Origin of the sequence: Microcoleus sp. N9_A1, from assembly GCF_036701795.1 — a bacterium.
In the GTDB taxonomy this organism is placed as follows: domain Bacteria; phylum Cyanobacteriota; class Cyanobacteriia; order Cyanobacteriales; family Microcoleaceae; genus Microcoleus.
This window is the reverse complement of sequence record NZ_JAUBRI010000017.1, coordinates 79,033-94,243: the sequence shown is the minus strand read 5'-3', so window position 1 is coordinate 94,243 and position 15,211 is coordinate 79,033. Positions and strand designations below refer to the sequence as shown.

Below are 15,211 nucleotides of genomic sequence, written 5' to 3'. Positions count from 1 at the left end.
CAAGCTTATGGAAACTAAACCACCTCTACCGCCCTTTACGTTGGAAACGGCTAAAGCCAAAGTTCAAGCTGCTGAAGATGCCTGGAATACCCGCGATCCAGAACGAGTAGCCTTAGCTTATACGGAAGATTCTCAGTGGCGAAACCGTGCCGAATTTTTCAGCGGACGGGAACAAATCAAGGCTTTTTTAAGACGAAAATGGGCAAAGGAATTAGATTACCGTTTAAAGAAAGAACTGTGGAGTTTTACAGACAATCGGATTTCTGTTCGCTTCGAGTATGAGTGGCACGATGATTCTGGCTACTGGTATCGGGCTTATGGTAATGAACAGTGGGAATTTGCCGAAAATGGGTTAATGCGAAGACGTGAAGCTAGCATTAATGATGTTCCCATTCAAGAGTCTGAACGGAAGTTTCGATAGAACATTTCTGGACTCCGACGAGAGAAACCGGGTTTTTTAGCCTGGATCAAGGGCTAGAACCAATAATTTTTGTAAAAAACCCGGTTTTTTCATAGGTTTTGTGTCCAGAAATGAGTGAGTTTAGACAGCAAAAGTGCGCGCTGGCCTGTTTGCTCAATCGCAAAGCAAACTCGGAGAAGTCAACACAAAGACATCCCTAGTTCCCACCGCTTCCGATTCCGGTTTAATCGGTGTAGTAAAGTGGAAAAACTGGTGGTCGTCAACTAACAGCAATTCTCCCGGATGCAGAACTTTATTAAAAACAGGCTTCTCTTTTTTAGCCAAGTACAAATGTGTTTCCCCGCCGACAATATTAGTTCTGTCAACCGAGAAAATCCCGATAAAATCAGTACCGTCTTGGTGAATGCCTTCCGGTGCGGGGTTGCCGAAATTGTGCGGCGAACAAGTGATCCTGATTTGATGGATGCCGATTTCAGCTTCCGGGTGAATTTTGCAAGAATCGAAAAAAGCAAAAATCATCTGTTTGAAATTATCGAGGGCGATTAGCCGATCGTCCAATTCGGCAAATTCCCGCCTCAGATCGCCCGCTAGCGGATTGTATGTTTTGCTTTGCAAGAAATAGCCGTGAGGTAACTTAACTAACTCATTCCCATTGACTGTAAACCGCGACAATCTTCTCGAACGATACTTACCTTTCACATACGGATCGACAGGCATATCGTCAAAAAATTCCTTGAAACCTTCTAGCTTAATCGAGTTTACTTTTTTGAAAGTAAACATAAAGGCATAATCCAAATGAATGGATTCTAATACGGTTTTCATAGATTTTACTCCCTGAAGCCTTGCTCCCCTCCCTAATTTTGCCTGGAGGAGGTGTATGCTTCTACTCTAGCGCAGGTTTTTTGTATGTGTCGTAAAAGACACTACAAAAATTGCAAAGATATCGTAAAGAAGGAAGAATGAGGAAGGAAGAAGGAAGAAGGAAGAGGGAAGAAGGAAGAGGAAAGAAGACATACACAGCAAGCTTTTTAGCGATCGATATTTGACGTTTAATTAGGTGGATTTACTTAGCAGCTTAACTCCGCACCGCTTTCACTAGCGACTGACAGGCCCGCAGGAAAACGGCAACATCGACCCCAAGTGCGACGTACTGAACGCCAGCATCAATCCACTGCTGGGCGATTTCGGGGTTTTCGGCAAAAGTACCTGCGGCTTTGCCTGCTTTGCGGATGGTTTGCACTGCTTCCTGCATCATGTCGATGACTCGGGGATCGCGGACTTGGCCGGGAATGCCGATCGACTGTGACAGATCGTAAGGCCCCAGAAAAATCACGTCAACCTCCGGCACAGTAACAATTTCTGCCAGGTTGTCGATGCCAGCTTTGCCTTCGACATGAATCACAACTAAGGATTCTTCGTTGAGTTTGTCAGTGATATTTGTACCTGCAGCGGTGTAAAGTCCTGCCCGCGTAGCGAAGGAAAGGCCTCGCGTGCCCAGAGGACTGTATTTAGCACTTTTGACAGCGGTTTCGGCATCGATTTTGCTTTCAATTTGAGGTACTTGAACGCCTGCACTGCCAATGTCGAGAGCTCGTTGAATTTGCGGCCCGTCGTTTTTGCGGACACGAACAATCGGTGCAATTCCGGTACAGTCGGCGGCGCGGCACAAATCTTCAGCAGCAAGGGGGTGCAGGGGGCCGTGTTCCATGTCTATGACGGCAAAATCAAATCCAGCATGACCGCATATTTCCATGAATGCGGGATAAGCGCAGTTCATAAATAAACCGAGGACTGTTTCGCCTTGTTTGATTTTTTGTTTGAGTTGGTTTTGACGCATGGTTCATTCAGTTGACAGTTGACAGTTGACAGTTGACAGTTGAGGGCGACCTCTACCTGGAAGGAAGAGGATTGGAGTAATGAATAGTCTGCTTTTAATTTCTCCCTACAAGGGTTCCGGCTTTAACCCAATTCTTTCTGGTAATGCCGGAAATTTGATGTTTTTTTACCGCGAATTAATGCCGATGAACCCAGATTGTTTTTAATTTTATATTCTTCAACCTGCGGAGGCAGGTTTTGTTTGTATAGACGCGGTTTCAACCGCCGTCCGATCTTTATGTTAAAAGAATTGATAAAAATTTTGTAGCTGATTTTGCTTCTATTTTAAAGGGAATCAAGCACAAAACCCAGGCAAAAATAAACATTCCTAATATCGGTAAAAATATTGGTCCCACAGAGGGTTCTACGAACCAAGCAAATAAAGCAAACATTCCAATACTGCCCGTTGTCCACAGCCAAAGAATCATCAATCCTATGACTATTTTATGTAAACTCATCCTAATTTTGATGGAACAACCAAAAGGTTGAGAATGGATATCTCCTTGGATAATTGGAAAAAAGGAATTGCGGCCGATGATGATGCGATTGATTTTGAAGGTATTGCCAGAAATTGTTCCTTCATAAGGTTTTGCAGGTGGCGGGCCAAAGGGTATAATTATTCTAAAAACTTTGGGAGGAGTGACAACTTCGTCCAACCTGCGCAAAACTTCCGAAAAAGTTAAACTGGTCGTAATTGTTAAACTATCAAAAGGAATCAACGATCTAAAAAATTTGACGATCTTGAGCATAAGGTTCATCCGGCTGTTCAATAGTTGTTGCTGGTATTAAAGCCTCTTATATAAAAAAACTTTGCCCTGACCTCACCGCGAAATACCAGTATACTGCAAAATAAACATTTAAATGCGATGAGTGTTTTTCGCTGATGTCTAAATTAATTCCACAATCTCCCATGAAACTGCGACGGTATCTATTTTCGCTCAAAGGTCGATCGATCGTCACCTTCACCCTCAGCCTAATTACCTCGATCTCAGCTATTACCCCAGCGTTTGCCGCACCTGTGCGCAATCCCGACAAACAGGAAACTTGCGACATTCTAGTAGCAGGCGGCGGGCTCGCAGGCGCTGCTACCGCTTACGAAGGTTTGCTGGCGGGGCGCACAGTTTGCCTTACTGAAATTACTGACTGGGTAGGCGGTCAAATTTCCTCCCAGGGAACTTCGGCACTAGACGAAAGAGAAACTCAGCGATCGCTCTTATATTACCCCCGCGGCTACCTCGAATTGCGGGGGAGGCTCAAGGAACATTACGGCCGGCTAAATCCCGGAGGCTGTTGGGTTAGCTATTCCTGTTTCATGCCCTACGACGGTCACAAAATTCTATTTAACATCTTGCAGGATGCCGCTAGAAAAGGCAAAGGCACCCTGAAATGGTTTCCCAATACGGTTATTAAAGAATTAGAAATTACTCCTGCTGTGGCGGGGAATACGGTTGGCGGCCAACAAATTAAAAGTGCGATCGCCATTCAACACAAACCCGCCACCAACACGCCACCACTCAACACCGAAACCCTGTCTAAAACCATCGAAGATGCCTATCGCTACGAAAATTCGGCGCGATTTAACAAAACTATTATTCAGTTTATTCCCAAACCACCCAACCAGTCAAATTCCAAACCTAGAGGTGCTGATTGGTACGTTGTAGATGCGACTGAAACAGGCGAATTAATCGGACTTGCCGATGTTCCCTACCGCCTCGGAATTGACCCACGTTCCCCTCTCGAACCTTCCTCCGCCAGCCCTACCGGCGACGCTTACTGCACTCAAGGTTTTACCTACACCTTTGCGATGCAGGCAACGAAGGAACCGCAGCAGCATCAAGTGCCGTCTTTTTATCAACAATATGCTCCTTACTACAGCTACGAATTGCAGAGATTGGCGAGCTTTCCCTTAGTTTTCACCTACCGCCAAATCAGGAGCATGAGACCGGATCAAAAACGACCTTCAGACCCGAAGCAGTTCCCGATTTATCCGGGGGATATTTCGATGCAAAACTGGACTTGGGGCAATGACTATCGTCCAGGTTCTGCCCAGGATAATTTAATTTATTCTCGCGATCAGTTGGAAGAAGCCGGTCAACTGCAACCGGGGGGATGGATGGGCGGTTTGCGAACGGAAACTTTGCGCCGCGGCGAAGAAAATGCTCAAGGATTTTTCTACTGGCTGGTAACAGGAACTACTGACTCGCAGCTAGGAGATGGAGTGAAAAAGCCTCATCCAAACAATCGTTTTTTGAGCGGGTTGGATTCGCCGATGGGGACGGTGCACGGACTTTCTAAATATCCTTATATGCGGGAGGGCCGACGTATTATTGGGCGGCCGAGTTTTAATCAGCCTCAAGGTTTTACGGTGTGGGAAGTTGATATGTCTCGCACTGACTTTACGGCTGATTTTTATCGCCAGAATTTGTCGGAGGAAGAGTATCGCAATTTGTGGTTGGCTGTGGGTGGTTTGAATGCGCCGGCTTTGGCTGTCGGAAGTCAATCTGTTGAGGATACAAAATCGCGATCGCGCGCTACGATTTATCCTGATTCTGTGGGTATCGGTCATTATGCGATCGACTTTCACCCCTGCATGACCAACAGCCCGCCGGAAGCACCGGGAAATACCGAACGCGAAGGCACTCGCAAAGGTCAAGGGCAAGCTTATCCCTTCCAAATCCCGCTGCGGGCAATGATTCCCCAGAAAATTGACAATATGTTAGTGGCAGGTAAAAGTATAGCTGTTAGCCACACAGCGGCCGCTGCTTATCGAGTGCATTCTTTTGAATGGTCTGCTGGTGCGGCGGCGGGAGTTGCGGCTGCTTTTTCCTTGGAAAAAGGGATTTTACCTTATGAATTAGTGGACGAATTGCCATCCCGCGAGCCGAACTTGGAAGTGTTGCAATTGCGCTTGCAACAAAATGCCAATCCGATCGCCTTTCCGGGTACTTCTATTTTCAATAGTTCGTGGCAAAATTGGAAATAATCGCAGTTGGTAATCTGTAGGGCGGACATCCTGCCCGCCGCACAATAAAATTCACTCTTTGGGGAACAGGCTTTCGGGCCTGTTCGTGACACCCCACAATTAACTCGTTACCAAGAAGAGCCTGCTAACCAGTATAAAATAACCAATAAGTGAATAGTTGACCAACAGCAATTTGTCATCTATCTTTCGATAGAAGCAATCAGACACTGCTTTAGTCGGATAATATCAATAATCTCCAAAATATTCCCCCCTTCCCCTTCAAACTCCCCAAAGGTAACGGTCATGTCAACTGCACAGATAACAAGCCCCAATTCCAATAATGGTTATGCCAAACAGCTACTCAGAACCTTAGTAGCTGTCAAAAAAGGGGACTTTTCAGTTCGGATGCCCATAGACCAGACCGGTCTAGCCGGGAAAATTGCAGACGAACTTAACGACATAATCGAGCTCAATCAGAGAATGGCGGCCGAACTCGATCGCATCGGCACAGTTGTCGGTAAAGAAGGCAAAATCGCCCAGCGTGCCACCATCGGCAGCGCCGAGGGGTCATGGGCAGCTAGCGTAAATTCTGTCAATACCCTAATTACAGATTTAGTGCAACCAACCTCTGAAACCGCCAGAGTAATTCGGGCCGTAGCAAAAGGAGATTTATCGCAAACCATCGCCTTAGAGATAGAAGACAGACCCCTCAAAGGAGAATTCCTCCAAACAGCCCAAATTGTCAACACAATGGTAGACCAATTGAGTTCCTTCGCATCAGAAGTAACGCGGGTTGCTAGGGAAGTAGGAACCGAAGGCAAATTAGGCGTGCAAGCTGAAGTCAGAGGAGTTGCAGGAACCTGGAAAGATTTAACGGATTCAGTTAACTCGATGGCGGGGAATTTAACAGCCCAAGTCCGCAACATTGCTGACGTGACAACCGCTGTGGCAAATGGCGATTTATCCAAAAAAATTACAGTAGATGTTAAAGGCGAAATTCTCGAACTGAAAAATACGATTAACATCATGGTGGATCAGTTGAGTTCCTTCGCATCTGAAGTAACGCGGGTGGCGAGAGAAGTAGGAACGGAAGGCAAATTAGGGGTGCAAGCAGAAGTTAAAGGAGTTGCAGGAACCTGGAAAGATTTAACGGATTCAGTTAACTCGATGGCCGGCAATCTTACCGCACAAGTACGGAACATTGCGGAAGTGACAACCGCTGTGGCAAATGGTGACTTATCTAAAAAAATTACAGTAGATGTTAAAGGTGAAATTCTGGAGTTAAAAAACACGATTAACATCATGGTGGATCAGTTAAATTCCTTCGCATCTGAAGTAACGCGGGTGGCGAGAGAAGTAGGTTCCGAAGGCAAACTCGGCGGTCAAGCAGAAGTTAAAGGAGTTGCCGGAACTTGGAAGGATTTAACTGATAGCGTTAACTTCATGGCAGGCAGTTTGACAGCACAAGTGCGGAACATCGCTGAAGTGACTACCGCTGTGGCAAAGGGCGATTTATCTAAGAAAATTACAGTAGATGTTAAAGGTGAAATTCTGGAGTTAAAAAACACTGTCAACACGATGGTTGATCAGTTAAATTCCTTCGCATCTGAAGTAACCAGGGTTGCTAGGGAAGTGGGGACAGAAGGGAAATTAGGCGTACAAGCAGAAGTGCAGGAAGTTGCAGGAACCTGGAAAGATTTAACTGATTCAGTTAACTCAATGGCAGGAAATTTAACAGCACAAGTCCGCAACATTGCTGAGGTGACGACGGCTGTTGCTAACGGTGACTTATCTAAGAAAATTACGGTACAGGTTAAAGGCGAAATTTTAGAACTAAAAAACACCATTAACGTGATGGTGGATCAGCTTAATTCCTTTGCATCTGAAGTAACCAGGGTTGCTAGGGAAGTAGGTTCCGAAGGTAAACTCGGCGGTCAAGCGGATGTTCGAGGCGTAGCAGGAACTTGGAAGGATTTAACTGATTCAGTTAATTTTATGGCGGGTAGTTTGACGGAGCAAGTACGGAATATTGCGGCTGTTACTACTGCGGTGGCAAATGGCGACTTGTCGAAGAAAATTACAGTAGATGTTAAAGGTGAAATTCTGGAGTTAAAAAACACCGTCAACACGATGGTGGATCAGTTAAATTCCTTCGCTTCGGAAGTAACTAGGGTGGCTAGGGAAGTGGGAACGGAAGGGAAATTAGGCGTGCAAGCTGAAGTTAAAGGAGTTGCAGGAACCTGGAAAGATTTAACGGATTCAGTTAACTCGATGGCGGGTAATTTAACAGCCCAAGTGCGGAACATTGCGGAAGTGACAACGGCGGTGGCAAATGGCGATTTGTCGAAGAAAATTACCGTAGATGTTAAAGGTGAAATTCTCGAACTGAAAAACACGATTAACATCATGGTGGATCAGTTGAGTTCCTTCGCATCTGAAGTAACCAGAGTTGCTAGGGAAGTGGGAACGGAAGGTAAATTAGGCGTGCAAGCTTACGTGCGGGGTGTAGGGGGAACTTGGAAAGATTTAACCGATAATGTTAACTTGATGGCGGGGAATTTGACGGCGCAGGTGCGGAATATTGCGGAAGTGACGAAAGCGGTGGCAAATGGGGATTTGTCTAAGAAAATTACCGTCGATGTCAAAGGCGAAATTCTTGAACTGAAAGACACTATTAACGTGATGGTGGATCAGCTTAATTCCTTCGCTTCTGAGGTGACGCGGGTGGCGCGGGAGGTGGGAACTGAGGGTAAATTGGGCGGTCAAGCTGAGGTGAAAGGAGTTGCGGGAACTTGGAAAGATTTAACCGACAATGTAAACTCGATGGCGGGGAATTTGACAGCGCAGGTGCGGGGTATTGCTAAGGTTGTGACGGCGGTGGCGAATGGCGATTTGAAGCGCAAATTAATGCTGGAAGCTAAGGGAGAAATTGCGACTCTGGCAGATACGATTAACGAGATGATTGATACGCTGGCGACGTTTGCGGATCAAGTTACTACTGTGGCGCGGGAGGTGGGAATTGAAGGGAAATTGGGCGGCCAGGCGAAGGTTCCGGGCGCGGCGGGGACCTGGCGAGATTTGACGGATAATGTGAATGAGTTGGCGGCGAATTTGACTACTCAACTGCGGGCGATCGCCGAAGTGGCAATTGCTGTTACGAGAGGGGATTTAACGAGGTCAATTTCCGTAGCCACTGAGGGAGAAGTTGCCATTGTTAAGGACAACATTAACCAGATGATCGCCAATCTCCGGGAGACGACGCAGAAGAATACTGAGCAAGATTGGCTGAAAACAAACCTCGCTAAGTTCACTCGAATGCTACAAGGTCAGCGGGATTTAGAAACAGTTTCTAAACTAATTCTCTCAGAATTGACGCCGCTGGTTTCTGCTCAGCATGGCGTATTCTTTATGATGGAATCTGTGGAGCATGATCCGTTTCTCAAACTGTTAAGTACCTACGCATACCGCGAACGCAAACAGTTAGGAAATAGATTCCATTTAGGCGAAGGTTTGGTAGGACAGTGCGCCCTGGAAAAGGAACGAATACTGTTGACTGAGGTGCCGGAAAACTACGTTAAAATTGGATCGGGACTGGGAGAATCTACGCCGTTGAATGTCGTTGTTTTACCCGTACTATTTGAGGGACAAGTGACGGCAGTAATTGAGTTAGCTTCGTTCCGCCGCTTCAGCGAAATACACTTGACATTTCTCGACCAACTTACAGAAAGTATCGCCATTGTTTTAAATACAATTGCGGCGAGTATGCGGACGGAAGAGTTGCTGAAACAGTCACAGTCTTTGGCAGAAGAGTTGCAAACTCAGCAAAAGGAACTAACGGAAACTAACAAGCGTCTCGAACAACAAGCGCAGTCGCTCCGCGCATCTGAGGAACTGTTGAAGAATCAGCAGGAAGAGTTGCAACAAACGAATGAAGAACTAGAAGAACAAGCTGAATTGCTAGCGCTGCAAAATAAGGAAGTTGAGCGGAAAAACCGAGATATCGAACAGGCGAGGGGGTTGCTGGAAGAAAGAGCCGAACAGTTGGCTCTAACTTCTAAGTATAAGTCGGAGTTTCTGGCAAATATGTCTCACGAGTTGCGAACTCCGCTGAATTCGCTGTTGATTCTCGCTCGATTGCTTTCTGACAATACTGAAGGCAATTTGACTCTGAAGCAAGTTGAATACACGCGCACTATTTACTCGGCTGGAACCGATTTGTTAGGGCTGATTAATGACATCTTGGATCTCGCTAAGATTGAATCAGGCACGATGTCAGTGGAAATTGAGCAAGTGTTGTTTGCGGAATTGCGAGATCATTTGGATCGAACTTTCCGCCAAATCGCCCTGGATAAGAAGTTGAGTTTTCAAATCGAGCTTGAGGGTGGGTTGCCAAAAGGTCTCTATACTGATGCTAAACGGCTGCAACAAGTTTTGAAGAATCTCCTCTCGAATGCGTTTAAGTTTACAGAGCGAGGTGAGGTGAAATTGTGTGTCGAAGTAGCGCGGGAAGGGTGGAGTTTAGAGATAGAAAGTTTAACGAGTTCCCCTACTGTTTTGGCTTTCGCCGTTAGCGATACGGGGATTGGGATTTCTGCTGAAAAACACAGGGTTATTTTTGAGGCTTTCCAACAAGCTGATGGTAGCACTAGCCGCAAATACGGGGGCACGGGTTTGGGTTTGTCAATTAGTAGAGAAATCGCTAATTTGTTAGGCGGAGAAATTAAATTGACAAGTCGCCCTGGTGAGGGTAGTAGGTTCACGCTTTATCTGCCGCAAACTTACCAAGAATCGCGAATAATGAATGATCAGGAATCGGGAATGGGCAAGCAAATGGCTCAATTGCCGGCTGCTATTTCTTCTGCAGTTCCTTCGCCGAATTTCAACTTGCCGATCGCCCCTTATCCATCACCTATTATCGCGGATGACCGGGAAAGTGTCGAGTCCGGCGATCGCGTACTGTTGATTATTGAAGATGACGTGAACTTCGCTCGCATTCTTTTGGATATGGCGCGGGATCAGGGTTTTAAAGGTTTAGTGGCTTTACGGAGCGATATCGGTTTGGCGATGGCGCGAGAGTTCAAGCCAACTGCGATTATGCTGGATCTAAATTTGCCTGTGATGGATGGCTGGACAGTGCTGGATCGCTTGAAGCATGATACGAATACGCGCCACATTCCGGTTCACATTGTATCAGTTGAAGAAGGGCGGCAGCGCAGTTTGCAGTTAGGGGCGATCGCCTATTTGCAAAAACCTGTTAGCAGCGAAGCTTTGAGCAAAGCTTTGACTGATATTAAGGGTTTTGTCGATCGGCGAGTCAAGAATCTGCTAGTGGTGGAAGACGACGAAACGCAGCGTCTGAGCATTGTGGATTTAATCGGCAATCACGATGTTTCTACAACGGCTGTGGGGAGTGGTGCAGAGGCGCTAGCAACTTTGAAATTGGGGCATTTTGACTGCATTGTCCTCGATTTGGGACTGCCAGATATGACGGGTTTTGAACTGATCGAGCAGATCAAGCAAGATGCAGCTTTAAAAAGTCTGCCGATTATTGTTTATACGGGCAAAGAGTTGACGAGAGCCGAAGAAACTCAACTGAAGCGGATGGCGGAAACAATCATTGTTAAAGATGTGCGATCGCCGGAACGTTTGTTAGATGAAACAGCTTTGTTTTTGCACCGAGTCCAAGCAAATTTGCCGGAACCCAAGCGCCAAATGCTAGAGCAATTGTATCAAACAGATTCGACCCTCGCGGGCAAAAAAGTCTTGATTGTTGACGACGATATGCGGAATATTTTCGCCCTGACGAGTATGCTAGAGCGCCATCAAATGCAAATTGTGTTTGCTGAAAACGGCAGACAGGGCATTGCTACATTGCAAAATACACCTGACATAAATATTGTGTTGATGGACGTGATGATGCCAGAGATGGACGGTTATGAAACAATGCAAGCAATTCGTAATATGCCTCAATTCGCTGCGCTGCCAATGATTGCTCTTACTGCGAAAGCTATGAAGGGCGATCGGGAAAAATGTATCGAAGCTGGTGCGTCTGACTACATTACCAAACCTGTGGATACGGAACAGTTACTATCGCTGCTGCGTGTCTGGCTTTATCGATAATAGAAGTAAGTTGTCCGTTGACTGTTGTTAGTTGTCATTAGTGAGCAGTGAGCAGTCAACAGTCAACAGTCAGCAGTCAACAGTCAACAGTCAACAGTCAACAGTCAAAAATGCCCAATAACCAATTAGTAATTAGAAATGCCCGAAAGCCATGAACTGGAAACAATCGAAATTCAACTCCTACTAGAAGGAATGTTTCGCTATTACGGATTTGATTTTCGTAATTATGCTCTTGCCTCTCTCAAGCGCCGTATTTGGAACACTATTCGCTCGGAACAGCTCACCACTGTCTCTGCACTTCAGGAAAAGGTACTTCACAATCCTGCTTACCTAGATCGTTTACTGCTAGACATTTCTGTCAATGTAACGGCGATGTTTCGCGATCCCAGCTTTTACATTAGTTTCAGAAATAAAGTGGTGCCGCTGCTGCGTACTTATCCTTTTATTCGGATTTGGCACGCTGGATGTTCAACGGGAGAAGAAGTATATTCTATGGCAATCTTGCTGCAAGAAGAAGGACTGTATGACCGTTGTCGGATTTACGCTACGGACATGAATGAATTAGTTTTAAAAACAGCCAAAATGGGGATATTCCCGCTGAAACAAATGCAAGAATATACGCAACTATACCACCAAGCGGGTGGCAAGAAAGCGTTTTCTGAGTATTACACTGCTGCCTATGAAAATGCTATTTTTCGCTCTTCACTTAAAGATAATATTGTCTTTGCTCATCACAACTTAGCAACGGATACTTCTTTTAATGAATTTAATGTGATCTTGTGCCGGAATGTGATGATTTATTTCAATTCACACCTCCAAGAGCGGGTACACAAGCTTTTTTATGAGAGCATGGGAATGTTTGGAGTTTTAGGGCTGGGACATCAGGAGTCTCTGATTTTTACACCTTATGAAAAATACTATGAAGCAATTGAAAGTAGCGATAAACTCTACCGCCGAGTTAAATAAAAACAATTTTGAAATAGTGGTTGTTGGCACGTCTTTGGGAGGGCTAGAGGCTCTGACTGTGCTGCTGGCAGATTTGCCACAAAGCTTTCCTTTGCCTGTAGTTATTGTCCAACACCGCCATAAGAGTTCTCAGGATAGGCTTACTGATGTTTTACAACAGCAAAGCTCTCTCCAAATCACAGAGGCCCAAGACAAAGAGGAGATCGTACCTGGACGGGTTTACTTGGCTCCTGCTGACTATCACTTGCTAATAGAATCGCCGTCTGACGAGGAGTTGAGCCTGTATGAAAACGACTTTACAGAATGGGGGAGCGTGGCAGTGGAGTCAATCCATAATTCAAAATCCCTAATCCCCAATCGCGGAACTCCTAAATTTGCACTATCAACTGAGGCTCCTGTGTGCTACGCGCGGCCCTCAATCGATGTGCTGTTTGAGTCTGCTGCTGATGCCTTTGGGGAGAAAGTTATCGGCATAATTTTAACGGGAGCTAGTTCTGATGGGAGTGAAGGGCTGGCAAAAATTAAAGCTGAGGGAGGATTGACATTTGTGGAGGAACCGGCTTCGGCTCAATGCCGGACAATGCCGGCCTCCGCGATCGCAAATGTTGAAGTAGACTGGATTTTACCCCTCTCTAAAATCGCTCCCTGTTTAGTCAATTTGCTAAGAATTAAAGATTAAAAAAATTATGAATCTGCAGCGCCCCGATCGAGTAAATGTCCTTTTAGTTGACGATCGCCCAGAAAATTTGGTAGCTCTAGAAGCTATCCTCAACAGCCCCTCTTATCATCTAGTACAAGCTAATTCGGGCGCTGAGGCTCTGAGATGTCTGCTTAATCAAGATTTTGCGGTAATTTTGCTTGATGTGCAGATGCCGGGAATGGATGGATTTGAGACAGCAACATTGATTCGCTCTAGAGATCGATCGCGATCGACTCCGATTATTTTTATCACAGCATTCAGCAGTAATGACACCCACGTGTTTAAAGGTTATTCTCTGGGTGCGGTGGATTACCTCTTCAAACCCTTGGAACCGGAAATATTGACATCGAAGGTGCAGGTATTTGTGGAATTGTTCCAAAAAACAGTCGAGGTGAAGCAGCAAGCAACACAGTTAGCTGCTGTTAATAGTGAACTAAGTAAAAGTGAAGAGCGGTTTCGCACTTTGTGTGCTTGTTCCCCGCTGGGAATTTACTTAGCTGACGTTGAAGGCCGCTGTACATACATCAATCCCCGTTGTCAAGCGATTTGCGGGTTAACTTTGGAGGAAAGTTTAGCAGAGATTTGGCAGCGGGAAGTTCATGAAGAAGATCGCGATCGCGTAGTAGCACATTGGTTAGCTTGGATTAAAGAAGGCCACGAATATTCTAATGAGTTTCGATTAGCTGGGAGCGAAACTGTGCGTTGGATTAACGTACAGTCGTCGCCAATGTTTTCGGATTTGGGAAAACTGATCGGTCACGTGGGTACGGTTAGAGATGTCACAGACCGCAAGCAAGCAGAGGAAGAACGCGGCCGACTAATCCGCGAACAAGTGGCGCGGCAGGAAGCTGAGAGAGCTAACCAGATGAAGGATGAATTTCTCGCGATTCTTTCTCACGAACTCCGCACTCCTTTAAATGCAATTCTCGGCTGGTCTAGGCTGCTTCGTAGCAAAACATTTGACCAAAACACTATTGAAAAAGCCCTAGAAACAATTGAGCGCAATGCTAAATCTCAAGCTCAACTCATCGAAGATATTTTAGATGTTTCGCGGATTCTCCGGGGGAAACTAAATTTTAATATGCATCCGATTCGGTTGGAATCTGCGATCAAGCTGGCAATAGATTCTTTGCAGCCGCTGACTGAGGAAAAATCAATAGTCATAGAATTAACGTGCAGTCCAAATGTAGGTGAAGTTATCGGCGATTTCGATCGCTTGCAGCAAATTGTATGGAATTTGCTGTCAAATGCGATTAAGTTTAGTCCGCAAGAGGGTAAAGTAGAGGTGCGGTTGGAGTCAGTTGGCGATGAGGCTCAAATTCAGATAATTGATAGCGGCATTGGTATCGCTCCTGATTTTTTGCCTTATGTTTTCGATCGCTTCCGCCAAGCTGATAGCAGCACAACTAGGTCTTACGGGGGTTTGGGACTGGGATTGGCGATCGTCCGTCACTTGGTGGAACAGCACGGCGGTAAGGTATATGCAGAAAATAATCCGGGCGAGGGTGCGAAATTTACGGTGGCTCTACCTCTTGCACAGAGGAACGCCCTCGCGGATGACGATGATTGGTCCGAGCTCAATGACCAGGCCGGAACCCTCCCAACTCTGGTTAATTTGCAGTTGCTGGTGGTGGATGATGACGATGACACGCGGGAGTTTTTGATTGCTTTACTCGAGGATGAAGGAGCTCTGGTGCGATCGGCGGCATCGGTGGCCGGGGCTCTAGATACACTGGATAGTTATTGGCCGGATCTGCTGCTGAGCGACATTGGAATGCCGGAAGCAGACGGCTACGAGTTGATGGCGCGGGTGAGAGAAATGGAAAGGCTCAGGGGTGGAAAGATGCCTGCGATCGCCCTGACAGCCTACGCGAGAGAGGAAGAGCGCAAGCAAGCGCTGGAAGCTGGTTTCCAGATGCACTTATCTAAACCAGTTGACATCACTAAGTTAATTGCCGCAATTGCTAACCTCACAGGAATGCTCGGAAATCCTGAACCGACAGACTCGGCGGTTGAAACCGCTTTATTGACCCCCCAATCCCGTGCCGATTACTGAGAAAAATATTAAGCTAGCTAAAAGGACAAGCGATCGACAGTTGGGAACAAGACACTCGTTTTTCCACAAAAAACTGGATATTTGCCGTTTTTTTGCTTCAACCTGCCGTCA

The 15,211-nt window shown here is 46.1% G+C and carries 10 protein-coding genes; 7 read left to right on the top strand and 3 right to left on the bottom strand.

Going from position 1 to position 15,211, the window contains the following annotated elements:
• Window positions 1-7 precede the first annotated feature (7 nt).
• Entirely contained in the window at window positions 8-421 is a 414-nt protein-coding gene (locus tag QUA58_RS10845; RefSeq protein WP_332978470.1) for a nuclear transport factor 2 family protein, read from the top strand.
• A 153-nt stretch (window positions 422-574) separates the two neighbouring features.
• On the opposite strand, the gene QUA58_RS10840 is transcribed toward QUA58_RS10845, so the two are convergent.
• Complete coding sequence (locus QUA58_RS10840; protein WP_333249979.1) at window positions 575-1,243, bottom strand: 2OG-Fe dioxygenase family protein; 669 nt, start codon at window positions 1,241-1,243, stop codon at window positions 575-577.
• A 253-nt stretch (window positions 1,244-1,496) separates the two neighbouring features.
• Window positions 1,497-2,258, bottom strand: a complete 762-nt coding sequence (locus QUA58_RS10835; protein ID WP_333249977.1) for an aldolase/citrate lyase family protein — start codon at window positions 2,256-2,258, stop codon at window positions 1,497-1,499.
• A gap of 79 nt (window positions 2,259-2,337) precedes the next feature.
• Between QUA58_RS10835 and QUA58_RS10830 the strand changes: the two genes are divergently transcribed.
• Window positions 2,338-2,463: a hypothetical protein gene (locus tag QUA58_RS10830; RefSeq protein WP_333249975.1), complete on the top strand. Its 126-nt coding sequence runs from the start codon at window positions 2,338-2,340 to the stop codon at window positions 2,461-2,463.
• A gap of 69 nt (window positions 2,464-2,532) precedes the next feature.
• Here QUA58_RS10830 and QUA58_RS10825 read toward each other — a convergent pair whose 3' ends face one another.
• Window positions 2,533-3,045, bottom strand: a complete 513-nt coding sequence (locus QUA58_RS10825) for a hypothetical protein (RefSeq protein ID WP_333249974.1) — start codon at window positions 3,043-3,045, stop codon at window positions 2,533-2,535.
• Window positions 3,046-3,179: 134 nt separating this feature from the next.
• Here QUA58_RS10825 and QUA58_RS10820 point away from each other — a divergent pair, with 134 nt between their 5' ends.
• The 5 genes from QUA58_RS10820 to QUA58_RS10800 all read left to right on the top strand — a co-directional run bounded on the left by QUA58_RS10820 (window position 3,180) and on the right by QUA58_RS10800 (window position 15,100).
• Window positions 3,180-5,279, top strand: coding sequence for an FAD-dependent oxidoreductase (locus QUA58_RS10820; RefSeq protein WP_445301871.1), 2,100 nt, complete (start codon window positions 3,180-3,182; stop codon window positions 5,277-5,279).
• A gap of 282 nt (window positions 5,280-5,561) precedes the next feature.
• On the top strand, window positions 5,562-11,378 hold the full coding sequence (locus QUA58_RS10815; RefSeq protein ID WP_333249971.1) for a HAMP domain-containing protein: 5,817 nt from the start codon (window positions 5,562-5,564) through the stop codon (window positions 11,376-11,378).
• A gap of 138 nt (window positions 11,379-11,516) precedes the next feature.
• Entirely contained in the window at window positions 11,517-12,344 is an 828-nt protein-coding gene (locus QUA58_RS10810) for a protein-glutamate O-methyltransferase CheR (protein WP_333249969.1), read from the top strand.
• Window positions 12,298-13,023, top strand: a complete 726-nt coding sequence (locus tag QUA58_RS10805) for a chemotaxis protein CheB (protein WP_333249967.1) — start codon at window positions 12,298-12,300, stop codon at window positions 13,021-13,023. The genes QUA58_RS10810 and QUA58_RS10805 overlap by 47 nt, the downstream gene beginning before the upstream one ends.
• Window positions 13,024-13,030: 7 nt before the next feature.
• Window positions 13,031-15,100: a response regulator gene (locus QUA58_RS10800; protein ID WP_333394023.1), complete on the top strand. Its 2,070-nt coding sequence runs from the start codon at window positions 13,031-13,033 to the stop codon at window positions 15,098-15,100.
• Window positions 15,101-15,211 lie beyond the last annotated feature (111 nt).